Annotated in this window: 23 protein-coding genes; 17 read left to right on the forward strand and 6 right to left on the reverse strand. The window is 65.0% G+C overall.

Annotated elements, in window-relative coordinates; all coding sequences use genetic code 11:
* The first annotated feature begins 183 nt into the window (after positions 1-183).
* The 15 genes from ACQ4WY_RS03465 to ACQ4WY_RS03535 all read left to right on the forward strand — a co-directional run bounded on the left by ACQ4WY_RS03465 (position 184) and on the right by ACQ4WY_RS03535 (position 15,431).
* Complete coding sequence (locus tag ACQ4WY_RS03465; protein WP_436502836.1) at positions 184-912, forward strand: ABC transporter ATP-binding protein; 729 nt, start codon at positions 184-186, stop codon at positions 910-912.
* The gene (locus tag ACQ4WY_RS03470; protein ID WP_436502837.1) at positions 909-2,363 is read left to right on the forward strand and encodes an ExeA family protein; all 1,455 of its coding nucleotides are present in this window, start codon (positions 909-911) and stop codon (positions 2,361-2,363) included. Before ACQ4WY_RS03465 ends, ACQ4WY_RS03470 begins: the two co-directional genes overlap by 4 nt.
* 107 nt (positions 2,364-2,470) lie before the next feature.
* Entirely contained in the window at positions 2,471-4,432 is a 1,962-nt protein-coding gene (locus ACQ4WY_RS03475; protein WP_436502838.1) for a secretin GspD/PilQ domain-containing protein, read from the forward strand.
* Complete coding sequence (locus ACQ4WY_RS03480) at positions 4,429-5,850, forward strand: tetratricopeptide repeat protein (protein WP_436502839.1); 1,422 nt, start codon at positions 4,429-4,431, stop codon at positions 5,848-5,850. The genes ACQ4WY_RS03475 and ACQ4WY_RS03480 overlap by 4 nt, the downstream gene beginning before the upstream one ends.
* 5 nt (positions 5,851-5,855) lie before the next feature.
* Entirely contained in the window at positions 5,856-7,559 is a 1,704-nt protein-coding gene (locus tag ACQ4WY_RS03485) for a GspE/PulE family protein (protein ID WP_436502840.1), read from the forward strand.
* The gene (locus tag ACQ4WY_RS03490) at positions 7,559-8,764 is read left to right on the forward strand and encodes a type II secretion system F family protein (protein ID WP_353656716.1); all 1,206 of its coding nucleotides are present in this window, start codon (positions 7,559-7,561) and stop codon (positions 8,762-8,764) included. Before ACQ4WY_RS03485 ends, ACQ4WY_RS03490 begins: the two co-directional genes overlap by 1 nt.
* Positions 8,765-8,785: 21 nt before the next feature.
* On the forward strand, positions 8,786-10,348 hold the full coding sequence (locus ACQ4WY_RS03495; protein ID WP_436502841.1) for a hypothetical protein: 1,563 nt from the start codon (positions 8,786-8,788) through the stop codon (positions 10,346-10,348).
* Positions 10,345-11,022, forward strand: a complete 678-nt coding sequence (locus tag ACQ4WY_RS03500; RefSeq protein WP_353656714.1) for a hypothetical protein — start codon at positions 10,345-10,347, stop codon at positions 11,020-11,022. Before ACQ4WY_RS03495 ends, ACQ4WY_RS03500 begins: the two co-directional genes overlap by 4 nt.
* Positions 11,019-11,426: a hypothetical protein gene (locus ACQ4WY_RS03505; RefSeq protein WP_436502842.1), complete on the forward strand. Its 408-nt coding sequence runs from the start codon at positions 11,019-11,021 to the stop codon at positions 11,424-11,426. Before ACQ4WY_RS03500 ends, ACQ4WY_RS03505 begins: the two co-directional genes overlap by 4 nt.
* The gene (locus tag ACQ4WY_RS03510; RefSeq protein ID WP_436502843.1) at positions 11,423-12,157 is read left to right on the forward strand and encodes a hypothetical protein; all 735 of its coding nucleotides are present in this window, start codon (positions 11,423-11,425) and stop codon (positions 12,155-12,157) included. Before ACQ4WY_RS03505 ends, ACQ4WY_RS03510 begins: the two co-directional genes overlap by 4 nt.
* A gap of 5 nt (positions 12,158-12,162) precedes the next feature.
* A complete protein-coding gene (locus ACQ4WY_RS03515) occupies positions 12,163-12,870 on the forward strand; it encodes a prepilin-type N-terminal cleavage/methylation domain-containing protein (protein ID WP_436502844.1) in 708 nt (235 codons plus the stop codon).
* A complete protein-coding gene (locus tag ACQ4WY_RS03520; RefSeq protein ID WP_436502845.1) occupies positions 12,870-13,643 on the forward strand; it encodes an ABC transporter permease in 774 nt (257 codons plus the stop codon). The genes ACQ4WY_RS03515 and ACQ4WY_RS03520 overlap by 1 nt, the downstream gene beginning before the upstream one ends.
* The gene (locus tag ACQ4WY_RS03525) at positions 13,643-14,377 is read left to right on the forward strand and encodes a hypothetical protein (RefSeq protein ID WP_436502846.1); all 735 of its coding nucleotides are present in this window, start codon (positions 13,643-13,645) and stop codon (positions 14,375-14,377) included. Before ACQ4WY_RS03520 ends, ACQ4WY_RS03525 begins: the two co-directional genes overlap by 1 nt.
* Positions 14,378-14,465: 88 nt before the next feature.
* On the forward strand, positions 14,466-15,038 hold the full coding sequence (locus tag ACQ4WY_RS03530; RefSeq protein WP_353656708.1) for a prepilin-type N-terminal cleavage/methylation domain-containing protein: 573 nt from the start codon (positions 14,466-14,468) through the stop codon (positions 15,036-15,038).
* 27 nt (positions 15,039-15,065) lie between these two features.
* Positions 15,066-15,431: a YgiW/YdeI family stress tolerance OB fold protein gene (locus tag ACQ4WY_RS03535; RefSeq protein ID WP_436502847.1), complete on the forward strand. Its 366-nt coding sequence runs from the start codon at positions 15,066-15,068 to the stop codon at positions 15,429-15,431.
* Between the two features lie 57 nt (positions 15,432-15,488).
* On the opposite strand, the gene ACQ4WY_RS03540 is transcribed toward ACQ4WY_RS03535, so the two are convergent.
* Positions 15,489-15,659 (reverse strand): hypothetical protein, encoded by a 171-nt coding sequence (locus ACQ4WY_RS03540; RefSeq protein WP_353656706.1) that lies wholly within the window; start codon positions 15,657-15,659, stop codon positions 15,489-15,491.
* Positions 15,660-15,664: 5 nt separating this feature from the next.
* Between ACQ4WY_RS03540 and ACQ4WY_RS03545 the strand changes: the two genes are divergently transcribed.
* Together ACQ4WY_RS03545 and ACQ4WY_RS03550 are read left to right on the forward strand one after the other, a co-directional pair.
* Positions 15,665-20,143, forward strand: coding sequence for a PAS domain-containing protein (locus tag ACQ4WY_RS03545; protein ID WP_436502848.1), 4,479 nt, complete (start codon positions 15,665-15,667; stop codon positions 20,141-20,143).
* Entirely contained in the window at positions 20,140-21,066 is a 927-nt protein-coding gene (locus ACQ4WY_RS03550; RefSeq protein ID WP_436502849.1) for a diguanylate cyclase domain-containing protein, read from the forward strand. Before ACQ4WY_RS03545 ends, ACQ4WY_RS03550 begins: the two co-directional genes overlap by 4 nt.
* Here ACQ4WY_RS03550 and ACQ4WY_RS03555 read toward each other — a convergent pair.
* The 5 genes from ACQ4WY_RS03555 to ACQ4WY_RS03575 form a co-directional block, all read right to left on the reverse strand.
* The gene (locus tag ACQ4WY_RS03555; protein WP_436502851.1) at positions 21,063-21,518 is read right to left on the reverse strand and encodes a MaoC family dehydratase; all 456 of its coding nucleotides are present in this window, start codon (positions 21,516-21,518) and stop codon (positions 21,063-21,065) included. The genes ACQ4WY_RS03550 and ACQ4WY_RS03555 overlap by 4 nt on opposite strands.
* Complete coding sequence (locus tag ACQ4WY_RS03560; protein WP_353656702.1) at positions 21,511-22,008, reverse strand: MaoC family dehydratase; 498 nt, start codon at positions 22,006-22,008, stop codon at positions 21,511-21,513. The genes ACQ4WY_RS03555 and ACQ4WY_RS03560 overlap by 8 nt, the downstream gene beginning before the upstream one ends.
* A complete protein-coding gene (locus tag ACQ4WY_RS03565; protein ID WP_436502852.1) occupies positions 22,005-23,150 on the reverse strand; it encodes an acyl-CoA dehydrogenase family protein in 1,146 nt (381 codons plus the stop codon). The genes ACQ4WY_RS03560 and ACQ4WY_RS03565 overlap by 4 nt, the downstream gene beginning before the upstream one ends.
* A 16-nt stretch (positions 23,151-23,166) precedes the next feature.
* Positions 23,167-24,357: an acyl-CoA dehydrogenase family protein gene (locus tag ACQ4WY_RS03570; RefSeq protein ID WP_436502853.1), complete on the reverse strand. Its 1,191-nt coding sequence runs from the start codon at positions 24,355-24,357 to the stop codon at positions 23,167-23,169.
* Positions 24,358-24,506: 149 nt separating this feature from the next.
* Entirely contained in the window at positions 24,507-25,094 is a 588-nt protein-coding gene (locus tag ACQ4WY_RS03575) for a TetR/AcrR family transcriptional regulator (protein ID WP_436502854.1), read from the reverse strand.
* Between the last annotated feature and the right edge of the window lie 113 nt (positions 25,095-25,207).

Here is a 25,207-nt window from a genome sequence, read left to right on the forward strand (position 1 = left end):
ACGATGCACGCCAGCGGCGCGCGCAGGTATTTTATTCCAGAACCTGTTGTTTCTTAAAGAAAATACATTCCGTGGCTTGATTTTCGCGCATTTCAACACTCTGAAAGGAAACACTTGCCGCCCACCTGCGCCCATGGCAATAATGGCGGTCGTACGCCTTCTTGCCTGCCGACCATTGCCCCTATGAACGCCTGCGCCATCGAGTTTCACAACGTGCATCTGCAGCTGGCGGGCAGCGCCGTGCTGCGCGGCGTCGACCTGCAGGTGCGCGCGGGGGAACTGTTCGGCCTGGTCGGCGTGAATGGCGCTGGAAAGACCAGCCTGCTGAAATGCCTGCTCGACTTTTGCACGCCCGAGCGGGGCGAGATCACCATTTTCGGCCAGCCGCACCGCCACGGCGCGGCGCGCCAGCCCCTGTCGTTTCTGCCGGAACGTTTCCAGGCGCCCTATTACCTGACGGGCGGCGACTTCCTGCGCTACCTGTCGCGCCTGCACAATGTGCACCCTGATGCGCAAGCCGTGCAGCAAGCGCTGGCCGCGCTGGACCTGGCGCCGGACGCCTTGCTGCGCCCCGCGCGCGAGTATTCGAAAGGCATGATGCAGAAACTGGGGCTGGCCGCCTGCTTGCTGTCGGGCAAGCCGCAACTGGTGCTGGACGAACCGATGAGCGGACTCGACCCGAAGGCGCGCGCACAGTTCAAGCAGGTGCTGCGGCAAGCGCGCGCGCAAGGCCGCGGCGCCCTGCTCACTTCGCATGCGCTGGCCGACGTGGAAGAATTGTGCGACCGCATGGCGATCCTGCATGCGGGACGCATCGTATTTACGGGCACGCCCGCCGAATGCCGCGCGCGCCATGGCGGTGCGGCCGGCGCCAGCCTGGAACAGGCTTTCCTCAATTGCATCGCGGTATGAACGCCGACACGCCCATCCCGCTTTCCACGCCGCCCGGGCGGCCTTACGCGCCCTCCCCGCACGGCATGTATCTGCGCCATTTCGGCTTGCGCACGGCGCCGTTCGGCATCACGCCGGACCCGGCCTTCTTTTATACGGGCAATACGCGCGGTGAATTGCTCGCGGCGCTGCTGTATGCCGTCACGCAAGGCGAAGGCATCATCAAGCTGACGGGTGAAGTAGGCAGCGGCAAGACCATGCTGTGCCGCATGCTGGCCGAACGCTTGCCGCTCCACATCGACGTGGTGTACCTGCTCAATCCGCGCCTGGAACCGGACGAAGTCCTGCGCACCATCGCCGCCGAACTGGGCCTGGCGCTGGACGGATGCCGCACCGATGCCGTGCTGCGCTCCCTGCACGGCGAGCTGATCGCACGGCATGCGGCGCGGCGCCAGGTGGTGCTGCTGGCCGAAGAAGCCCAAGCCATGCCGGGCGCCACCCTGGAAGCGCTGCGCCTGCTGACGAATTTGGAAACGGCCAGCCACAAGCTGCTGCAAATCGTCCTGTTTGGCCAGCCGGAATTGCAGCGGACGCTGGACTTGCCCCAGTTCCGCCAGCTAAAGGAACGCATCACCCACAGTTTTACCGTGCCGTGCCTGCCGCAGGCCTTGCTGAACGACTATCTGGCGTGCCGCCTGGCCGCCGCCGGCCGCACGGCGCCGCTCGTTTTCACGCCGGCAGCGCTGCGCCGGCTGGCGAGCTCCTCGCAGGGCATAGTGCGCAGGGTCAATATCCTGGCCGACAAAGCCTTGCTGGCCGCATATGCGGACGATGCCCGGCAAGTGCATGGACGCCATGTGCGCCTGGCCATCGCCGACAGCCCCTTTTACCGCCCGCCATGGCACGCGGGCAAGGTGCTGGCGGGCGCCCTGAGTGCGCTGATGCTGCTGCTGGCCACTGCGCTGCTGTGGCAATGGCTGGCGCCGGACCAGGCAGCTGGCATGGCGGCGCCAGCCGCGCTCCATGCAGCCGTCCCGCACACCCCCCTGCCAGCGCCGTCAACGCTGCTCGACAGCAAGCTGGCCGAATCGCGCGGCTGGCTGGCACAGCAAGGGCCCCAGCAACTCGTACTGCAGATTGCCAGCCTGCCTGCCAGCGAGACGGCTGCGGCAGAAACTTTTTTGCAGCAGGCGCAGCAAGCCATCGGCCTGCACGACGTCCACGTGTTTCGCCTGCCTGGCGCAACCGCCGCAAGCCGGCTGCCACGTACGTCGCCACAGCACGCGCCCGCCAGCGCCGCCACGCGCCTGCTCATCGTCTACGGCAGCTTTGCCGACCGGGCCAGCGCCGAAGCCATATGGGCCAGACTGGCCCCCGCTTCACCACAGAAAATATTGCTTAGCAGCATAGACAATATCCGCACAGAAATGAAAGCCGAAAGCGCGGCACAGCCGGGGCGTGGCGCACCCTAACTTTATTTCTACATATTGCCTCTCTGGCCTGCACAGCCGATTGCTTTTAGGCGATCATGCTAGTTAAAATTACAAAAGCACAACACGACTCCAAGGGCGAACTTTTCATGAATCAACACCCTATTCCTGTGCTGGCCTCCTGGGTCACCCTCGCCTGCAGCGCCATGCTGGCTGGCTGCGCCACGCATCAAACACCGCTGTCGCCTGGGCACATCAATGCCCCGCCCCTCCCTGCTGGCGCCATTCCCGAACCGGTGCAGCAAAGCAGCGCGCTGGCCGCGCCCCTGCCCGCGCCCAAAGTGGAAACGTATAGCGTCACCGTGCACAAAGTGCCCGTGCAATCGCTGCTGTTTGCGCTGGCGCGCGACGCGGGCATGAATATCGACATCCACCCGCAGATCGAGGGCAGCGTCACGCTGAATGCGCTGAACCAGACCCTGCCGCAACTGCTGTCGCGTATCGGCAAGCAAGTCGACATGCGCTACGAAATCGATGGCAAGAACCTGACGGTACTGCCCGACGCCCCCGTTTGGCGCAATTACAAGGTCGATTACGTCAACATGGCGCGCAGCACCAACAGCAGCGTGAATATCGCCACGCAAATCTCCACGGCGGGCGGCGGGTCGAACAACGCCAGTAATCCCGTCGGCAGCACGCAAGGCAGCAATGGCAACAACAATTCGACCACCCTGGTGGTGAATCGTTCGGAAAATAATTTCTGGTACAGCCTGGAAAAGAATATCCGCGACCTGCTGCGCGAGACCACGCTCAACGATGTGCAGGTGGACCCGCTGGCGCAGCTGAACCAGCAATTGACGACTGTGCCCGGCCAGCAGGGGCAGCAAGGGCAGCAGGGTCAGCCGCAGAACCAGGCCGGCAACTTCCCTGCCAACGGCGCAACTGGCCAGTACGGCGCCCAGCCGCCGATGCAGAATGGCGGCCCGAATGGGAGTCAAAATGCGCCGGGCCAGCAGGTCCCTGGCCAGAATGCGTATTCTGGCCAGCCGCTGGACGCGAACGGCATGCCGCTGTTAAAACTGGCCAACAAGGGCGGCCCCTCGTCCGTCGTCGTCAACGTCGAGGGCGGGCTGATCGCCGTGCGGGCCACGGGGCGCCAGCATGAAAAGATCGCTGAATTCCTCGATGCGGTATTGCACAGCGCCAAGCGGCAAGTGCTGATCGAAGCGACCATCATCGAAGTGCGCCTGAGCAATGAATACCAGCAAGGCATCAACTGGTCGCGCCTGACGGGCAGCCTGCAGCTGCGGCAGGGGCAAGTGGGCACGACGGTACTGTCCAGTGGCGTCACACCCAATATCACGCCGGGCATCTTCCTGCTCAATTATGCGAAAGACAGTTTTGCCACCACCATCCAGCTGCTCGAATCGTTCGGCAAGGTGAAAGTGCTGTCCAGCCCGAAGATCAGCGTGCTCAACAATCAAACGGCCATGCTGAAGGTAGTCGACAACAATGTCTTCTTTACCATCAAGGTGACACCCGCCGTGATCAGCTCGACGGGTACCATCACCACGCCGGCCACCTATGAGTCGAAACTGGAAACGGTGCCCGTCGGCTTCGTCATGAGCGTCACGCCGCAGATTTCCGAAAGCGATGAAGTCACCCTGAACGTGCGCCCCACCATCACGCGCATCGTTGGCTACGTGCAAGACCCGAACCCGGCCCTGGCCACGGCGAACGTGCAAAGCCGCGTGCCCGTCATCCAGGCGCGTGAGCTGGAATCGATCATGAAAGTGGGCAATGGCCAGATCGCCGTGATGGGCGGCCTGATGCAGGACTCCATCGACAACGCCAGGGATGGCGTGCCGGGACTGTCCAGCCTGCCCATCGTGGGCAATCTGTTTACCTACCGCAATGAAGCAAGCAGCAAGACGGAGCTGGTGATTTTCATGCGCCCCGTCGTGGTCAAGGATGCCAGCATTGAGGGCGATTACCGCGACTACCGCTACCTGCTTCCCGGCCAGGCGCCGCTCAACAGCCAGCCGTACACGGATGGCCCGCCGGCGCCCACCGTCCAGCCGCAGGCACGCCTGCAGGGAGACTTCCCATGAGCTTGCTGATGCAGGCGCTCAAGAAGGCCGAGCGCACCAAGCAAAACAGCCTTTCCGAAGAGGAACTGGAAAAGCCGTCCGAGGCCTACGACCAGGTGCTGGAACTGGCACCGGCCGACGCCCTGCCGGCCCGAGCCATGCCTGCCGCGCCGCCCGCGCAACCGGCCAGCACCCTGAGCCTGGAACCGCTGCCGGACGCACCCGCGCCGCCGCCCGAGCCCAGTGGCACCCAGCCGGGCTCACCACCAGACCCGCAACCGGGTCCGCCCCCCGAGCCGCCGCGTGCGCGTCCCGAACCGCCGCCCGCCCGGCCACGCGCCAGCCGCAGCAATACGCCACCGAAAGGCCCCACGGGGCCCATCAGCGTCGACCCGGCCACCGTACGCCTGGCCGTCCTGCTGGCAATCCTCCTGCTGGTGGCCGGTGCCATGGCGTATTGGTACTGGCGCGCCAGTACCAGCCCCGGCGCGAGCGCCAACCTGCCCGGCGTGCCCATGCCGCTGGCGGATGCCCCTGGCACGGCCGGCGTGGCCGGTCCTATCGTGGTGCTGCCGGCAACGGGCACGGCGCAGCCTGACGCCCCGCCCTCCCCCGCGACACCACCGCAGGACTTCGTGCGCGACGCGCGCCAGTCAGCCGGTGCGGCGGAGCAGCAGGCGATGATACAGGCGGCGGCCCAGGCCGCCGTAGCGGCGCAGCTGGCGCACATGGCGCCGCCCGCCCCGCCCAGCCTGCCGCCCGTGGCAGCGCCCGACAACAGCCAGATCCAGGTGCAGCGCAGCGTCGCCGCGCCACAAATCAACCCCGGCGTGCAGCAAGCCTACCAGGCCTTCAACGGGGGCCAGCTGGGTCTTGCTCGTCAGCAATATGAAACGGTGCTGCGGCAGGATGCCAACAACCGCGACGCGCTGCTGGGCCTGGCGGCCGTGGCCCTGCGCGAAAACCAGGGCGCACAGGCGGCGGCCTTGTACGTACGTTTACTGGAAATCAATCCCGACGATGGCGAGGCGCTGGCCGGTCTGATCGGGTTGCGCCAGGGCGACGTGGCGCTGAGCGAGGCAAAATTGAAAGCCATCCTGGCACGCAGCCCCGACAACGCCCCCGTGCTGTTTGCACTGGGCAATGTGTACGCCAAGCAGCGCCGCTGGAACGAAGCGCAGCAGCAATTTTTCCGCGCCTACGGCGCCGCGCCCGCCAATCCCGACTATGCATTCAACCTGGCCGTGGGCCTGGACCGGCTGAACCAGCCCAGGCTGGCCGCCACGTATTACCAGCGCGCCTTGACCCTGGCGCAAACCACGCCGGCCGCATTCGACCAGGCCGTGGTGCAGGCGCGCCTGCGCGACCTGACAGCCCCCGCGCCAGCGGCGGGCGCAGCCCCGGCCGAGCCGGCCACTATCACACCCCGTCAAGAATAAGCAACATGGCAGAACAGGCAAAACTTCCTCTTGGCAAGCTGTTGATCAAGAAAGGCGTGATCAGCGAAGACCAGCTGCGCATCGCCCTGATCGAGCAACGGCGCAGCAGCGAACCGCTGGGCAAGCTGCTGATCACCCTGGGCTTCGTCACGGAAGCAACCGTGCGCGAGGCGCTCAGCGAAAACCTGAAACAGGTCAGCGCGGACTTGTCGAGCCTGGTGGTCGACGCCATCGCCCTGAAACTGATCCCGAAAGACGTGGCCAAGCGCTACCGCGTCTTTCCCATCGTCTACGAGCGGCAGGCGGACAATCTGATCCTGGCCATGGCTGACACGAGCAACATCGTCGCGCTCGACCAGATCAGCGCCATGCTGGTCAAGGGCATCACGATTTCCACCGTGCTCGTCAACGAATCGGACATTTCGCGCGCCATCGACCAGTACTACGGCTTCGAACTGTCGATCGACGGCATCCTGCACGAAATCGAAACGGGCGAGGTCAGCTATCAAAGCATGGCCTCGCCCTCGGACGAATACAGCCAGCCCATGGTGCGCCTGATCGACGCGCTGCTGGCCGATGCCGTGCAAAATGGCGCCTCGGACATCCATTTCGAACCGGAACAGTCGTTCCTGCGCATCCGCTACCGCATCGACGGCATCCTGCGGCAAATTCGCAGCTTGCACAAGTCGTACTGGCCGGCCATGGCCGTGCGCTTGAAGGTGATGTCGAACATGAATATCGCCGAGGCGCGCGCGCCGCAGGATGGGCGCATCAGCATCAAGTTTTCCGGACGGCAAATCGACTTTCGCGCCTCGGCGCAGCCCACGACGCATGGGGAAAACGTCGTGCTGCGCGTGCTCGACCGCCAAAAAGGCATCGTGCCGCTGGACTCCCTGGGCCTGGCCGAGCCGGAATTGAACTTGTTGAAACTCATGATCGCGCGCCCCGACGGCGTGATTCTCGTGACGGGCCCGACGGGCAGCGGCAAGACCACCACCCTGTATTCGATACTCAACCATATCAATACGGAAAGCGTCAACATCATGACCCTGGAGGACCCGATCGAGTATCCGATGAACATGATACGCCAGACCTCCGTCAACGAATCGGTCAAGCTGGGCTTTGCCGACGGCATCCGCTCGATGATGCGGCAAGACCCGGACATCATCCTCGTAGGCGAAATCCGCGACCGCGAAACGGCGGAAATGGCCTTTGCCGCCGCCATGACGGGCCACCAGGTGTATTCCACCCTGCATACGAGCTCGGCCATCGGCTCCGTGGCGCGCCTGCTCGACATCGGCATCCTGCCCGACATCATGGCCGGCAACATCATCGGTATCGTGGCGCAGCGCCTGGTGCGCCGTTTGTGTCCACATTGCAAGGAAACGACGGTCGCCGACGACGTCGAGCGCCGCCTGCTGGGCCTGACGGCGGACGAGGCGCCCGTGTCCATCTGCCACGCCGTCGGTTGCGAGCGCTGCGCGCACCAGGGCTACAAGGGCCGCCTGGCCATCATGGAAATCCTCAAGATGACGGCCGAACTCGATGAATTGACGGCGCGCCGCGCCAGTAGCCGCGAATTGAGGAACGCGGCGCGCGCGGCCGGCTTCAAGGGCATCGTCGACGACGGCATGCGCCGCGTGCTGGAAGGCGTCACCACACTGGAAGAAGTGGGCCGCGTCGTCGACCTGACGGAAAGGCTGGCCTGATGGCGCAATATGTCTACCGCGCCATGGATGCCGCCGGCGCCCTGATTCCCGGCAGCATGGAGGCGGCCAACGTGCCGGATCTGGAAGCGCGCCTGCACCGCATGCAGCTCGACTTGATTGACTGCAAGATCACGGGCCAGTACCTGGTGTTGCTGGGCAAGCGTGTCATCCACCGCCGCGACCTGATCAATTTCTGCTTCCACATGGAGCAATTGACGGGTGCGGGCGTACCCATCCTGGAAGGCTTGAACGACTTGCGCGAAAGCACGGACCACCCGCGCCTGCGCGAAGTCGTCACGGATTTAATTGAAAGCATCGAGGGCGGCTTGCCCCTGTCCGGCGCGCTGGCCCAGCATGGCGACATCTTCGACGCCACATTCACCAGCCTGATCCTGGCTGGCGAACAGAGCGGCAGGATCGCCGAGGTGTTCAAGAACCTGTCGGAAAGCCTGAAGTGGCAGGACGAGCTGGCCTCGCAGACGCGCAAGATCATCATGTATCCGGTCATCGTGGCCATCGTCGTGGCGGCCGTGGCGTTTTTCCTGATGATTTATCTCGTGCCCCAGCTGACGGCCTTCATCCGCAACATGGGCGGCGAGCTGCCGCTGCATACGCGCGTGCTGATCTTTGTATCGAATGTGTTCATCAATTACTGGTATTTGCTGCTGGCCTTGCCCGTGCTGCTGTTCTTCGGCGGGCGCACGCTCATCCGCCGCAGCGAGGCGGCCCGCTATGCGTGGGATGGTTTGAAACTGCGGCTGTGGCTGGTCGGTCCCGTGCTGCACAAGATCATCCTCGCCCGCTTCGCCACGTTTTTTGCCCTGATGTATGCCTCCGGCATCACGATACTCGAATGCATCCGGCTGTCCGAAGGCATCGCCGGCAACCAGGTGGTGGCGGCCGGCCTGCGGCGCGCCGCCCAGCTGATCAGCGAGGGCTACGGCGTCACCGCCGCCTTCCAGCACACGGGCATCTTCCCGCCGCTGGTGATCCGCATGCTGAAGGTGGGCGAAGCAACGGGTTCGCTGGACACGGCCTTGCGCAATGTCAGTTACTTTTACAACCGCGAAGTGAAAGAATTGATTGAAAAAGTGCAAGCCATGATCGAGCCGACCATGACGGTCATCCTGGGCCTGCTGCTGGGCTGGATCATGCTGTCGGTGCTGGGGCCGATTTACGACACCATCAGTACGATTAAAACTTGAGAGCTGAGATCTGAGGCCGCCGTGTTCCGCAAACAATTACTCTACATTACCAGCGACGCCCTGTGCGCCTACGACTGGGACCACGGCGCGCTGGGTCAAGGCCAGACCTTCCCTGCCAGCGCGGCCGGGCTGGACGGCTTCGCCGCATGGCTGGAAGATACGCAGGCACAGCGGCTCAATGTACCCGCCTACCTGCTGACGGACCTGATCGAGGAAGATTTCCAGCGCCATCTGCTGCCCCATGTGCGCGGCAAAGCGGGCCGTGCCTTGCTGGAGCGGCGCAAGCAGCAACTGTACCGCGATACGCCCTACCGGGGCAGCACCTTGCTGGGCCGTGAAAGCACGGGCCGCCACGACGACCAGGTGCTGTTTTTCGCCCTGACCAACCCCACCTTGCTGCAGCCGTGGACGGAGGCGCTCGAGCACTTGCACGTGCCCGTGGCCGGCATTTATTCGACCAGCCTGCTCAGTATTGCGCTGGTGAAAAAGCTGTCGATCGCGCACGAACACCTGCTGCTGGTGACCCAGCAATCGGGCGGCTTGCGGCAAAGCTATTATGAAAAGGGCCAGCTGCGCTTTTCGCGCCAGACCCTGGCCATCGCACTCGACGGCGTGGCCGTGAATATCGCGCTGGAAACGGAAAAGACACGGCAATTTCTCACCAGCACGCGCATGCTGGCGCGCGGCGACGTGCTCAATACCGTCATCCTGGCGCCGGCCGCGCAAATCGCCAAACTCGAATTGCTGTGCGACAACGGCGTGGAAGTGGCTTACCACTTCATCGACCTGCAGTTGGCCGGCAAACGGGTGGACTTGCGCCGCACGCCGATGTTGGCCGACGAATTGCTGCTGACCTTGCTGGGCAAGCATCCGCCGCCCAGCCACTATCCGCCCGGTACGCTGGCCCGCTATTACCACTTCCAGCGCGCGCGCAACGCGCTGTATGGCGCCAGCGCGCTGATCGGCGGGTCAGCGGCCCTGTGGTGCGTGATTAATTTACTAGGCGGCATCGCCGACAGTGCCGCCACGCAGCGCCAGGCGCAGGAAACGGCGTCCTACCAGGATCGCTACCGCATCGTCATGTCGGCGCAGCCGCCGGCGCCGGCCAAGACGCAAAACATGAAAGTGGCCGTCACCCTCGGTCAGATGATCGCCAGCCAGGCGCCGGAACCGGGCCGGCTGCTGGGCATGCTGGGCGCCGCGCTGGACCAGGCGCCGCAGGTTGCGCTCAGCCAGCTGGCCTGGCATGCGGGACGAGCGCCCGCGCGCGCCGCCGCTGGCCAGCCACCGCAGCAGCAGGGTGCGAGTGCGCCGCCCCCCAGCTCCCTGGTCGGCATCCCTGTCGCGCCGCCGCAGGCGCTGCGCCTGGAAGCGGACGTGGCCATGCCGAATAATGACTACCGCGCCGCGCTGGCCGCCGTCACGGCCTTTGCGCAAACCCTGGCACGCCAGCCGGGCATGCAGGTGACGATCGAGGAAACGCCGCTCGACCTGCGTCCCAGCGTGGCCCTGTCCGGCAAGAGCGCCGCGCCGACGCCGGACAGCCAGGCACGCTTTACCCTCCTGCTGGAGTGGCAGCCATGAGCGGCCCCGTCAAGCAGCCGCCCTTGCCCGGCATGCAGCGGACAAGCACGCCCACGCGCACCCTGCCCGCCTGGCTGGGTGAACTGCACCTGGTGCGCGGCGCCCTGCTGTGCTTTGCCCTGACCTTGCTGGCCAGCGTGGCGCTGCTCAGCCTGAGCGGCACCTATCGCATGCGCGAGGCGCAACAGTTATACCTTGCCCAGCACACGCGCACGGCGGCGGCCACCCTGTTCAACAACGCGGAAGCGGAAAAACAGGAAATCCGCGCCTATGAACCGCAATTCCTGGCCTTGCGCCAGCGCGGCCTGATCGGCGAGGAAAACCGCCTGGCCTGGATCGACGCCATCCGCCGCAGCCAGGAACAGCGCAAACTGCTGCCGATCAGCTATGACATCAGTGCGCAGCAAGCGCTGCAAGTGCCGTTGCCCATAGTGATGGGGCAATATCACCTGCGCGGCAGCCGCATGCGCCTGCAGATGGATTTGCTGCACGAGATGGACTTGCTGAACCTGTTTGACGATTTGCGCCAGGCCGGCTATTTCGCCGTGCAGGATTGCACGCTCAAGCGCCATGGAGCAGCCGGGACCGGCAGCGGGACAACGCCCACCTTGGGCGCCGAATGCGAACTGCTGTGGCTGACCGTCAACAGCGTGCCCGTGCCGGGGCGGCCATGAAGCGCGCTCTCATCCTGTGCGCGCTGCTGACCGGCGCCGCGCTTACAGCCCGCGCCCAGTCACCGCAGCTGGGGCGATTGTTCCTGTCGCCCGAGCAGCGCGCCCAGCTCGACGCGCAGCGCTACGGGCCGCCGCCGCCCGATCCCGCCCTGGCGGCGCCACCGCCACCGCCGCCGCCCGGCCCACCCGTGGAATTGAATGGCCTGGTGCTGCGCAGCAGCGGCCGCTCCACCGTCTGGCTGAACCAGGAAGCGCAGAACGAGCCGCACAACCGTCTTGCCCGTGGCAAGCCCGGCACATTGACCCTGCGCCTGTCGAACGGCCAGGTGGTGTTGCTGAAACCTGGCCAGCGCTATGACCCGGCCAGCGGCACGGTCAGCGAAGTGCAGGAAGTGCAGCCATGACGCCACGGCAACCTCATCGCCAACCGCGTCGCCAGCGCGGCGCCGTCCTGCTTCTGCTGGTGGCGGTGCTGGGCCTGGGCGCAGCCAGCCTGCTGATCAGCGCCTTCGGCCGCAAGTCGGGCGAGGCCGAACGCCAGCAGCGCACCCTGGCCACCCTGGCGCAGGCGCGCGAAGCCTTGCTGGGCTTTGCCGCCACAAAAGGTCGCCTGCCCCGTCCGGCCGCCTCCGCCCTCGATGGGCGCGAACGGGCCGCCGACTGCGCCGACGATGCCGAGTGCAGCGGTTTTTTGCCGTGGGTGGCGCTGGGCGTGGACGGCAGCGACGCCTGGGGCAAGCTGCTGCGCTACAGCGTCACGCCGGAAATGGCGCGCACCCCCATCGTCTCGTTTTCCGCCATCGCCAACCGGGTAGTCCTCGAACGCGACGGCCGCGGCGACTTCGCCTACGTGGCGGGACAGGAACAATGCGACGTCAGCGCCCAGTGCCTGCCTGTCGTGCTGTTTTCGCAAGGCAAGGATCACTACGGCACGGCCGTCAGCGGCGTGCGGCAGCGCAATACGGTGCGCGGCAATCTCGACGAAGCGGCCAACGACAGCGCCAGCCGCCGTTTCATCAGCCGCCCCGCGAGCGACAATGCGGCGCTGCCGGGCGGCGTCTTTGACGACATGCTGACCTGGATTACCTTGCCCACCCTGTACCAACGCATGCGCGCCGCGCGCAACCTGCCATGAGCAATATGGATCGAACCCGGCGCCGCCAGGGCGGCTTCTCCCTGATCGAGATCGCCATCGTGCTCGTCATCGTGGGCCTGATGATAGGCGGTCTGGTCACGCCCTTGACGGTGCAGCTGGAACAGCGCAAGGTGGCCGAGACGCAACAGGCGCTGAATGAAGCGAAGGAAGCGCTGACGGGCTACGCGCTGCGCTACGGCTACCTGCCCTGTCCCGCCATTTCCGCCATGAGTGGCCTGGAAGATCGGCGCGGCACGCGCTGCAATGGTGAAAAACGCGCCGGATTCCTGCCATGGGCCACCCTGGGACTGCGCCAGGCCGACAGCTGGAGCAATCTGTTCCGCTACAGCGTGACGCCCGCCTTCAGCGACAGCGGCCAGCTCTTCAGCCTGGCCACGCCGCGCGACATCAGCATCGTCACGCGCAATGGCGGCGCGCTGCTGCAGGCGACGGCCTTGAACGACATCCCCGCCATGATCATGTCGCACGGCAAGAACGGCTTCGGCGCCACTGGCATGCAGGGCCAGCGCCAGGCTGTGCCTTTCAACAACAATGTCGACGAGCGCAACAATGCCTCGAACGCCACCACCGTCATCAGCCGCGCCGCCAGCGGCCCGCAGCAGCCAGGCGGCGAGTTCGACGACCTCGTCACCTGGCTGTCGCCAAACATCCTGTTCAACCGCATGGTGGCGGCGCAAAGGCTGCCCCGCTGATGCCAACCTTCTTTCCCGCCCTCACCATCGCCCGCTACACGCTGCTCGAAGCGCTGCGCAGCCGCCTGCCATGGCTATTCATGCTGGCCGCCTGCGGCGCCGCAGCCCTGGCCGGCTTCCTGCAGCAACTGGCGCTGACGGAAAGCGGCGCCGTGCAGGCGGCGCTGCTGGCGGCCACCCTGCGCCTGGCCAGCGTCTTCCTGCTGGCCACGTTCATTATCACCAGCATGGCGCGCGAAGCGGCCGACCGGGGCCTCGAGTTGCTGCTGGCACTGCCCATGCCCCGCGTGGCCTATCTGCTGGGCAAACTGCTGGGCTACGGGGTGCTGGCGGCCGTGCCCGCCTTGCTGTTCGGTCTGTTGATGGCGCTGTTCGCCGCGCCCGCGCACAGCGCGCTGTGGGCGCTGTCCCTGCTGGGAGAACTGTGGATCGTCGCCGCCTTCAGCCTGCTGTGCGCCAGCAGTCTGCAACAGGTCCTGCCCGCCCTGGCCGCCACGGGCGGCTTTTATCTGCTGGCGCGCATGCTGGGCAGCCTGCAACTGCTGGCGCACGGCGCGCAGGCGGGCGATTCCTGGCTGCAGCGGGCCACGGCGGGCGCCATCGACGTGCTGGCCCTGCTCTTGCCCCGCCTCGACGCCTTTACGCGCACGGACTGGCTGCTGTACGCCACCGGCGACTGGCAAGCCTTGGCCGGCGTGGCGGCGCAAACCATCATCTATGTGGCCTTGCTGGCCAGCTGCGCGCTGTGCGACTTTTACCGCAGGAACATCTGATGGCCGTCTCCCCGCGTCCCTGGTCGAGCGTGCCCCGCCCCCTGTGCTGGCTGCTGGCCGCATGCCTGCTGGTGCAGCTGGGCTGGCGCCTGGCGCAGCAGCACGCTCCGGCACAGGCGCGCCCCCTGCCTGCCGCGCCGTCGGCCGGGGTCGCGCGCCTGGCCAGCCTGGGCGAGCCGCTGGCCATGTCGAAGGCCATGCTGCTGTACCTGCAGTCGTTCGAGGACCAGCCCGGCGTCAGCCTGCCCTGGCGCGAACTCGACTATGACCGCCTGGCCGGCTGGCTGGAGACGGCGCAAACGCTTGATCCGCGCAGCCAGTATGCGCTGGTGGCCGCCAGCGAGGTGTACGCGGGCGTGGCCGATCCGCAGCGCGCGCGGCGCATGCTGGCCTTTGTCGCCGCCAGCTTTGCGGCCGACCCGCAGCGCCGCTGGCCCGCCATGGCGCAGGCCGTGCTGGTGGCAAAACACCAGTTGCACGACCTGCCGCTGGCGCTCGGCTACGCGCGCGCGCTGCGCCGGCTGGCGACAGGGCCGCACGTGCCGTCCTGGGTGCGCGAGATGGAAGCGTTCACCCTGGAAGACATGGACCAGCTCGACAGCGCCCGCCTGGTGATCGGCGGCCTGATCGCCAGCGGCCAGATCAGCGACCCGCACGAGCTGGCCTTCCTGGCGCGCCGGCTCGACGAACTTGCCAAGCAAATTGCCGCAAGGAAAGCAAAGATACCGCCATGACACGCAGCCTGAAATGCCGTGCGCATCCGGCGCCAATTGCAGTAAACTGCCATAACAAGTCCCAGCACTTTTTTTCCAAGGAAATCCCATGCTCCCACGCCGCCAGCACGGCTTTACGCTCGTAGAAATCGCCATCGTCCTGGTCATCATCGGCTTGCTGCTCGGTGGCGTGCTCAAAGGACAAGGCTTGATCGACAGCGCCAAGGTGAAAAACATCATCCAGCAGTCGAATGCGCTGACGGCCGCCGTCAACGCCTACCAGGACAAATTCCGCGCCTTGCCAGGCGACGATCTCCAGGGCACCACCCACGTGCCAAACTCGGCCGGCAACGGCAATGGCGACGGCCAGATCGGCGACGGCCAGCCGCGCGAATTCACGCTGGCGCCGCAGCACCTGGCGCTGGGCGGCTTCATTACCGGCTCCTACAACGGCACCTCGCAATTCATGACCAGCGCCCAGGGCGGCGCCGTCTACCTGTACAACGATGAAGTGGGTGGGCGCGCCGGCAACGGCATCCGATTCGACAACTTGCCCGAGAGCTACGCCGAGCAGATCGACAGCAAACTCGACGATGGCGTGGCCAGCACGGGCAACGTCCGGGCAAACATGCCCTATGGCAATGCCGGTGCTATCATCCCCCGCACCGCCGTCTTTTTCTGACACGCCGGTCACTATCAAAGGAATACCATGTCATTGCACCGCAAACTCATCGTCGCCCTGGCCGCCGCCAGCGCCTTGCTGGCCGGCAGCGCACAAGCCCAATACGTGGGACCGACGGCTGGCCCGACCGCACCCAGCAGTGTGGCCGCCATCCTGAAAAATCCCGTCGACGACCAGGCCGTCGTGCTGCGCGGCCACCTGCTGCGCAAAGTCGGCAAGGAAAAATACACCTTCTCCGATGGCACGGCGGAAATCCGGGTGGACATCGACGACAAGGTCTTCATGAACCGCAAGATCGACGCCAAAACCCAGGTGGAAATCCGTGGCGAAGTGGAAAAAGACTTCATGGAAAGCCCGGAAATCGATGTCGACGTGCTGACCTTGGTCCCGTAAGCCGCCTTGCCATCCCGCCGCCACGGCGGGATGGGCGCCCCCCCTCCTCTGTATACCTTACACAAGCTTTTTTCCATTCCAGAAACTAGGCTTGTCAGAACAATCAATTTCGTCTAGCATCTTTTCATTCAAGGTCAGCCAGCGCCAGCGTGAGCCTGCCTGTCGACTCATCCATTCTGGGAGCTTTCCGGGTGCAAGATTTGCCTTCGATACGCTCAAGAATTTCATGGCTGGTGCTCGCCTGGGTCATTCCGACGGCGCTCGTGTTTCTCCTGCTCGTGGCGCACAGTTACACGCGCGAACGCGACCATGTCGTCGGCGAAACGGCGCAGGCTGCGCTGGCGGTCGCCGCCGCCGTCGAGCGCGACTTGAGCGGCGCCCAGATGGCCGCGCGCATCCTGGCCGCCTCGCCCGCCCTGCAAACCGACGACACCGGCACCCTGCGGGCCCTGGCCGGCAGCCTGCTGCAGCCGGGCCTGGCCGTCAGCGGCTTCATCGTCTCCGACCCCAAGGGCCGCCAGTTGATCAATACGACACTGCCCATCGGCCAGGTGCCGCCTCCATTGCCGCAAAAATGGGCCGCCAGCATGGAGCGCACGCGCGACTATGGCAAGCCGCGGCTGACCAGCCTGCTCATGGCGCCGGACGACGTGCCGCGGCTGGCCCTGAACCTGCCCTTGCCGCGTGACAAAGGTCCCGCCTATGTGCTGACGGCGCTGTACCCGTCCGACTACCTGCCCGTTCTGCTGCGCGAGCTGCACCTGCCAGCCTACCTGGGCGCGGCCATCATCAACGCCGACGGCATCAACGTGGCGCGCACCCTGGCGCCGCAACGCTATGTGGGCCAGCGCAGCGCGGCGCCCGTGCTGGAACAGATACGCCAGTCACGCGAAGGCGTGCTGCGCCATGCCACCCTGGAAGGCCTTGACGTGTATACGGGCTTTCGCCGCGCCCCGGACGCCGCCTGGACGGTGGCCGTCACCATGCGCACCAGCACGGTGGCAGAAGCCCTGCTGCGCTCCGTGGTCACGGCTTCCCTCATCCTGGCGCTGCTGCTGGGCGCCGGCTTTGCCCTGGCCTGGCGCGTGGGCGGCCGCCTGGCCAGCACCTTGCAGCAACTGACGCAGCAGATCCAGGCGCTGGCGCAGGGCAAACCGCTGCTCTCGAACAGGCAGGCAGACCGCGAATCGGCCGACATGGCCAGCGCCCTGGGCGCGCTGGAACGCGACTTGCGGCGCCACCGCACGCAGCTCGAAAGCCTGGTGGCCGAACGCACGCTGGCCCTGGAAAAATCCACTCGCCTGCTGGAAACCGTGTATGCGACGGCGCCGATCGGCATGCTGTTCGTGGACCTGGAATTGCGCATCGTCATGATCAACCATTACCTGGCCGCCATCAACGGGGCCAGCGTGGCGCAGCACCTGGGCCGTCCCGTGGGCGCCATGCTGTTCGACGATGCCGTGCGCGCCGACGTGGAGCGCCGCGTGCGCCAGGTGATCGAGACGGGACAGCCCATCGTCGACATCGAATTGCAAGGCCATAGCGGCCAGCAGCGCGAGCAGCTCAGTCACTGGATCGTCTCGTATCACCCGATTTTCGGCCCGGAACGGCAGTTGCTGGGCGTATCGGGCCTGTGGCTGGACATTAGCGAGCGCAAGCGCAGCGAAGCAGAATTTCGCCGCTCGAAACACCTGTTTGGCACCATCATCGAAAACATCCCGGCCATGGTCTTCGTCAAGCGCGCCGACAAGCTGAGCTTTGAAATGGTCAACCGCCATGCGGAACTGACCCTGGGACGCTCGCGCGAGCAATTGCTGGGCAAGACGGACCACGATTTCTTCCCGCCGCAGCAGGCGTCCGCCTTCGTCAGCGCCGACCGCAAGCTGCTGGCCACGGGGCAGATGGTGGAAATCGAACAGGAGGCGATCAATACGGCTGACGGCACCACGCGCCACTTCACCACGCGCAAGGTGGTCTTGCGCGACGATGCGGGGCGCGCCAGCCATGTACTGGGGGTATCGATCGATATCACGGAACGCAAGCGCGCCACCGAGGTGCTGCACGCCACCACCTTGCGCCTGGAACAGAGCGAGCGCTTCATCCGCACCGTCACCGACAACCTGCCCGGCATGGTGTCGTACTGGGGCGCCGATTTGCGTTGCCGCTTCGCAAATAATTTCTATAATGAATGGTTTGGCCGCAGCAGCGCCGAGCTGGCCGGCATCCACATGCGCGAATTGCTGGGGCAGGAACTGTTCGACGTGTATGCGCCCCACGTCGAAGGCGTGCTGGCGGGCCGGCCGCAAAGCTTCGAGCGCGACCTGCTCGATCCCGGCGGCCAGGTGTGCCACACGTGGACCAATTACATCCCCGATGTCGATGACAGCTGCGGCGTGCGCGGCTTCTTCGTGCTGGCCTCGGACGTGTCCGAGCTCAAGCGCACGGAATTGCGCCTGCATGAGCTCAACGAGCAGATGGTGCGCGCGCGCGACAAGGCCGAGGCGGCCAGCATCGCGAAGAGCGAATTCGTCGCCAACATGAGCCATGAAATCCGCACGCCGATGAACGCCATCATCGGCCTGGCGCGCCTGCTGGAAGAGTCGCCGCTGGAACGGCGCGAGCGCAGCTATGTGGGCAAGATCCAGATGGCCACGCAGTCGCTGCTCAATATCGTCAATGACGTGCTCGATTTTTCCAAGATCGAAGCGGGGCAGATGGTGCTGGAACAGCGCCGCTTCCAGCTCGAACGCATGCTGGACAGCGTAGGCGTCTTGCTGGCCAGCAGCGCCTGGGCGCGCGGCGTGGAGCCCGTGTTCGTGCTCGACCCGGGCGTACCGGACGAACTGATCGGCGACGCCCTGCGCGTGGAACAGATTCTGATCAACCTGGTGGGAAACGCCGTCAAGTTCACCAAGCAGGGCGAAGTGGTGCTGTCCATCCGCGCCGTGGCCGAGGATACGGCCAGCGTCACGCTCGAGTTTTCCGTGCGCGACACGGGCATCGGCATCGACGCGGCCGCACAGGAACACATCTTCGACGCGTTTTCGCAAGGCGACAGCGGCACCAGCCGCAAATACGGCGGTACGGGACTGGGGCTGGCCATCTGCCGGCGCATGGTGGAATTGATGGGCGGCACCCTCAGCGTGAAAAGTGCGCTGGGCGAGGGCTCCGACTTCCGCTTCAGCTGCCGCTTCGACAAGGTGGCGCCGGCGTCCGAACCGCCAGGCAAGAGCGCGCCCAAGGCCCTGTCGCTGCTGATCATCGATGACAACGCCTGCGTGCGCGCCATGCTGGAAGACTGGTGCGCGGCGCAGGGCTGGCACAGCCGCAGCGCCGACAGCGGCGCGGCCGGCCTGGCCCTGCTGCGCGCCCACGCCAGTGGCGGGCCGGTGGCGGACCTCGTGCTGCTCGACGCGGCCATGCCCGGCATGGATGGCATTTCCATGCTCACCGAGGCGCGCGCCGACGCGCTCCTGGCGCTGCCGCCCGTGATCATGCTGGTGGCCGACCAGGATAGCGAAAACCTCGAACGCCTGGCCGACAGCCTGATGCTGGCCGGCATCGTCTCGAAACCGGCCACCCCGGCGCGCCTGCTGGCAGCCGTGACGGCCGTGCGCGAAGGCCGCAGCGCCCCTTCCGCGCTGCCCGTTTCCACGCCCTTGTCGGGCTTGCTCTCAGGCATGCGCGTACTGCTGGTGGAAGACAATGAAATCAACCAGGAAGTGGCGCAGTACATCCTGCTGCACTCGGGTGCGCGCGTGGCCGTGGCCGCCAACGGCCGGCTGGCCGTCGACTTGCTCACCGGCACGCCGCACGCCTGGGACGTGGTGCTGATGGATTTGCAAATGCCCGTCATGAATGGCTATGACGCCACCCTCGCCATCCGCGCGCTGGGTTTGCCGGACCTGCCCATCATCGCCATGACGGCCAATGCCATGGACGAAGACCGCCTGCGCGCCATCGCCAGCGGCATGAACGCGCATGTGGCCAAGCCCATCGACGTCGACGAGATGATCCAGACCCTGACCAGGCTGGTGCCGGCGCCTCCGGGTGGCGGTGGCGGCAACGGCGCCGTCCAGGCAGCCGATGCCGTCACGCAGACGCTGGACCTGCCGGTCACGGTGCCCGGCATCGACCTGGCAGCGGCCCTGCACCGCTTCGGCGGCGATTACGGCGCCTTCCTGGCCCTGCTCAAGCGCTTTGAAAATTCGCAAGGCGACGCCGTCGAGGAAACCCGGCGCCTGCTGGCCGCTGGCCAAGCGCAGCAGGCGGCGCAGTTGCTGCACCGCGTATGCGGCGTGGCGGCCAACCTGGGCGCCACACATGTCGCCAGCCTCGCCGCCGAGACGGAAAAAGCGCTGAAAGCGGGGCAATCGCACGTCACGGCCGCCTTGCTGGGCCGCCTGGACCATGCGATGGCCGAAGTCATCGACGCGGCGCGCACTCTGCCCTCGCCCCTGCGGCGCAGCCAGCCGCCAGCGGCCGCGCCGGGCAGCGTGCCGGTCGACCTGCGCGCCGGCCTGGCCGAGTTGCGCGTTTTGATCCACAACAATAACCTGAAGGCGCTGGCGCAATTCCACACCCTACACCCTGCCCTGCAACAGTCAGACCGGGAAGCGGCACTGGCGATGGCACATGCGATTGAAACGCTGAATTTTGCCGAGGCGGAAAAACTCGTGCTCGATCAGCTGAAACGAGAGGAAAACAAGTGAGCTGGACCAACCTTGCCATGAACGGGCGCATCCTCATCGTCGATGACGCCATGGAAAACATCCAGATCCTGCACCAGTTGCTGCGCGAGGAACACGACGTGCTGTTCGCGCTGAGCGGTGTAAAGGCGCTGGAAATTGCGCATAATCAACTGCCGGACCTGATCCTGCTCGACGCCGTCATGCCCGGCATGGATGGCTATGCCGTCTGCAGGGCGCTACGCGAATCGGCGACCCTCAGCGCCATTCCCGTCATCTTCGTCACGGCCCTGAACCAGCCCGAAGACGAGACGCGGGCGCTGGAAGCGGGCGCCGTCGATTTCATCACGAAACCGTTCAACGCGGCCGTCGTGCGCGCCCGCGTGCGCAGCCAGCTGACCATCAAGCGGCAGGCCGACGCCATGCGCGAACTGTCGCTGACGGACTCGCTGACAGGCGTGGCCAACCGGCGCAGCTTCAACGACACGATGGACAGCGAATGGCGGCGCTGCGCGCGCGACGGCGTGCCGATGGCCCTGATCATGGCCGATATCGACCACTTCAAGGATTACAACGATACGTATGGCCACCAGGCAGGCGACCTGTGCCTGCAGCAGGTGAGCGCCGCCCTGCGCCGCTGCGCCGTGCGCCCGCCCGACCTGCTGGCGCGCTACGGCGGCGAGGAATTCATCATCCTGCTACCGCAGGAAACACGCGACGGCGCCGAAGTGGTGGCCCAGCGCATCCTCGACGAAGTGCGCGCCCTGCACATCGCACACGCCAGATCGAGCGTCGGCCCGCACGTCACCGTCAGCCTGGGCGTGGCCAGCGTCATGCCCATCGAAGGCATGGACCCCAGCGCCCTGATCCGCGCCGCCGACGCCCTGCTGTACCGGGCCAAGCATACGGGGCGGGACAGGTATTGCGCGTCGGAGGGGCGTGACTAGGGATAGCAGCGCATCAAAAACTCCGCCACGCACACGGGTTTGCTGTCGCCCTCGCGCTCCATGGTGACGGCCCAGTTCACTTGTGCGCCTTCCGGCATATCGTCAACGGAAAGTATGTCGAGCCGCGCGCGCAGCCGGCTGCCGACAGGCACGGGCGCGGGAAAGCGCACTTTATTTAAACCGTAGTTGATGGCCATGCGGATGCCGGACATGTGCAAGGCGCCAGCCAGCATGGCCGGCAGCAGGGACAAGGTCAGGAAACCGTGCGCCACGGTGCAGCCGTAAGGCGACTCGCACGCGCAGCGCTCGGCATCGACGTGGATCCACTGATGGTCGTCCGTGGCGTCGGCAAAGGTGTCGATGCGCTGCTGGGTGATGGTGAGCCAGTCCGAGACGGCCACGTGCTGTCCCGCCAATGCCTGGAAGCCGGCAATGCCGGCGATATCACGCACGCGCCTGCTCCTCTTGCGCTACCGGGCGGCGGCCGAACATGCCCATGCCCTCCACCGTCGTTACCACTTCACCATGCTGGTTGCGCACGCTCCACACGGAAATGACGATGCCGCGGTCCGGTTTCGATGTGGATGGACGCACTTCCTTGACCTGATAGGTCAGCTGCAAGGTGTCGCCCGCGCGCACGGGTTTGAGCCAGCGGATGCTGTCCAGGCCGGGCGAGCCCATGCTGGAAGAATGCTTGAGCAAGTTATCCACCACCAGGCGCATCATCATGCCGCAGGTGTGCCAGCCGCTGGCGATGACACCCTTGAAGATGGTCTTTTCGGCGGCTGCATGGTCGACGTGAAACGGTTGCGGATCGAAATCCGTGGCGAAGGCGATGATTTCCTTTTCCGTCACATGGCGCTGGCCCAGGTCGATTTCCAGGCCTTGCGTAAAGTCTTCGAAATACCAGTGCTTGGGTTTGATTCCGGTCAATGCGGTCATGCGGTCTCCGTCGGCAAAAAGCCCGTTTGGGCGATAAAACGCTCGATATGATGCTCCACGTCGCCCAAAGTCAGGGTGATCATGCTCAAACGCTTGAAATGGTGGGCGGCGGGCAATTCATCGGTAACGCCCATGCCGCCATGCAATTGCACGGCTTGCTGACCGACAAAGGTGGCCGCCAGTCCCACTCTCGCCTTGGCGGCGGACACCGTGCGGCGGCGCTCCGCCACGTCGTCGCTATCGACCTTGGCGGCGGCCAGCATGGCCATCGAACGGGCCTGCTCCAGGTGGATGAACATGTCCGCCATGCGGTGCTGCAAGGCCTGGAATTTGCCGATGGGCGCGCCGAACTGCTGGCGCGTCTTCAGGTAGTCGAGGGTGGCGGCAAAGATGGCGTCCATGGCGCCCACGGCTTCCGCGCACAGCAGCGCTGCGCCATAGTCGAGCGCCGCATCGAGCACGGGCCAGCCCTGTCCCGCCTGGCCGACCAGCGCATCGTGGCCCAGCACCACTTGCACCAGGGTCACGGTGGCGGCGCGCTGGCCATCGATGGTGCGGCAATCGCGCACGGAAACGCCGGGCGCATCACTAGGCACGAGGAACAGCGAGATGCCATCCGTGTCATCTTGGCCGCCGCCGCTGCGCGCCGAGACGATCAGCGCGCCCGCCTGCGCGCCGTGGATGACGACGGTTTTCTCGCCATCGAGCACAAAACCGTCGCCGCTGGCAATGGCCGTGGTGGCGATATCGTGCATGTCGTGACGTGACTGCCGTTCGCCCAGCGCGCACGCGAGCTTCAGGCTGCCGCTGGCGACCTGTTCCAGCACGCCACCGTGGCCGCCCGCCAGGGTCAGGAAGCGCGCGCCCAGCACGGTGGCCAGATACGGTTCGACCACCAGGCCACGTCCCAGTTCCTGCATCACCAGCAGCATGTCGACGGCCGTGCCATCGAAGCCGCCCGCGCTGGCCGGCAGCGGCAAGGCCGTCATGCCCAGCTCGGCCAGGGTGGCCCAGGCTGCGTCGGACGTGCCCGTCGGCGTATGGATGATTTTTTGCCGCGTTTCGAAACGGTAATCCTTGTCGATCCAGCGCCGGAGCGCGTCGGCAAATTGCTGCTGTTCCTGATTAAAATGGAAGTCCATGTCGTCTCCTTCTGGCTTACAGGCCCAGGATCATCTGCGTGATGATGTTTTTCTGGATTTCATTCGAGCCGCCATAGATCGATGTCTTGCGGTAATTGAAGTAATACGCGGCCAGCGGCGCGGCCAGGTCGTCGCCGCCACTGCTGTGCGGCGCGCTGCCGTCGAGGAAGTCAGGATCGAAGGGCAAGGCTTGCGGGCCGAGGGCTTCGACCATCAATTCCGTCAGCTGCTGCTGCAGCTCCGAACCGCGCACTTTCAGCATCGACGCCTGCGGTCCCGGCCCCTTGCCTTCTTCACTGATGACGCGCAGGACCGTCATTTCCAGCGCCATCAATTCGATTTCCAGAGTAGCGACCTTGGCTGCAAAGGCGGGATCGTGCAGCAGCGGCGCGCCGCGCTTATTCTGCTGCATGGCCAGCTGCTTGAGGAAAGTCAGCTCGCGCTTCGAGCGGCCAACGGCGGCGATGCCCGTGCGCTCGTGCCCCAGCAAATACTTGGCATAGGTCCAGCCCTTGTTTTCCTGTCCGACCAGGTTGCTGACGGGCACGCGCACGTTGTCGAAGAAGACTTCGTTCACTTCATGTTCTTCATCGAGCATGATGATGGGACGCACAGTGATACCCGGCGTTTTCATGTCGATCAACAAGAAACTGATGCCTTCCTGCTTGCGCACCGTGCTGTCCGTGCGCACCAGGCAAAAGATCATGTCCGCGTGCTGGCCCAGCGTGGTCCAGGTTTTCTGGCCATTCACGATGTAATGGTCGCCATCGCGCTGGGCCGTGGTTTTCAGGGAAGCCAAGTCGGAACCGGCGCCCGGCTCGGAATATCCCTGACACCACCAGTCGTCGCAGTTCAGGATGCGCGGCAGATAATAGGCTTTTTGTTCGGCGTTGGCGAAGGCCATGATGACGGGCGCCACCATGTTGACGCCGAAAGGCAAAATCGGCGGCGTGGCGGCGCGCGCGCACTCGTCTTCCCAGATATGACGCTGCACGGCCGTCCAGCCCGTGCCGCCATATTCGACGGGCCAGGCCGGCGCGGCCCAGCCTTGCTGCGCGACTATCTTATGCCAGCGCACGTAATCGTCGCGGTTCAGGCGCAGATGCTGGCGCACCTTGCGCTGCAAGTCCGCCGGCAAATGGGTGTCGAGGAAGGCGCGCACCGTGTCGCGGAAGGCGGTCTCCTCGGCCGTGTAATGCAGGTCCATGTCTGTCTCCTTGTTCTTATCGGTTGCCGTGATGACTGCACGCAAGGAAGCTCAGCGCACAAAAAAGCACGACCGTTCTCAAGGATTGTACAACACAATGGGATTGGCGCTCTATGGATATTGCGCGATGGGATTGCAACTTTTCACGATTACCTTTTAAGCAGCAGCCCGCGTAATAGCAATTCCAACGCAGTCACTGCTTTTACCAGCCGCGCATTGCCTTCGTCACCGTCTGCGATCCAGAACGCCGCTTCTGCCAGACTGCCATAGATCAGCGAAGCCAATGCCCGTGGGCAGGCGTCGGCCACGATGCCTTGCTGAATCAGCTCGTGGATCAGCCCTTGCATCGACTCGAGGCAATGGCGCTGCGAGTCCGGTGTAGCGCCACCCAGGACCGCCCTGGCATCGCGCAAAACGATGCGCTGAATTTCCGGTTCCAGGGCCATCTCCAGATAGGCACGGCACCGGCTGCGAAAGCCTTCCCACAGGTCGCCGGCGCTGTCGGAGATGGTTTGCAAACGGTCATCCATTTCTGCGTCGATCTGTTCCACCACCGCCAGCAGCAAGCCCTTCTTGTCACCGAAGTGATGATACAGCGCGCCACGCGTCAGCCCTGCCTGCGCGGTGAGGTCATCCATTGACGTACCGGCATAACCGCGCTCGCTGAAAACTTTGCGTGCAGTGGACAGCAACGATGCTCGGGTTTCTTCCATTTCTACACGGGTGCGGCGAACCATTGCTTTCTCCTTACATACGTAGCGTATGATTGTTTACATACATTGCGTATGAATATATAATTTATTCATACGTAGCGTATGTATTATCACTGCGACGTGTCTCCATTGCAAGC

The sequence above is a fragment of the Janthinobacterium salmonicoloratum genome (assembly GCF_051380845.1).
Taxonomy (GTDB): Bacteria; Pseudomonadota; Gammaproteobacteria; order Burkholderiales; family Burkholderiaceae_D; genus Janthinobacterium; species Janthinobacterium lividum_F.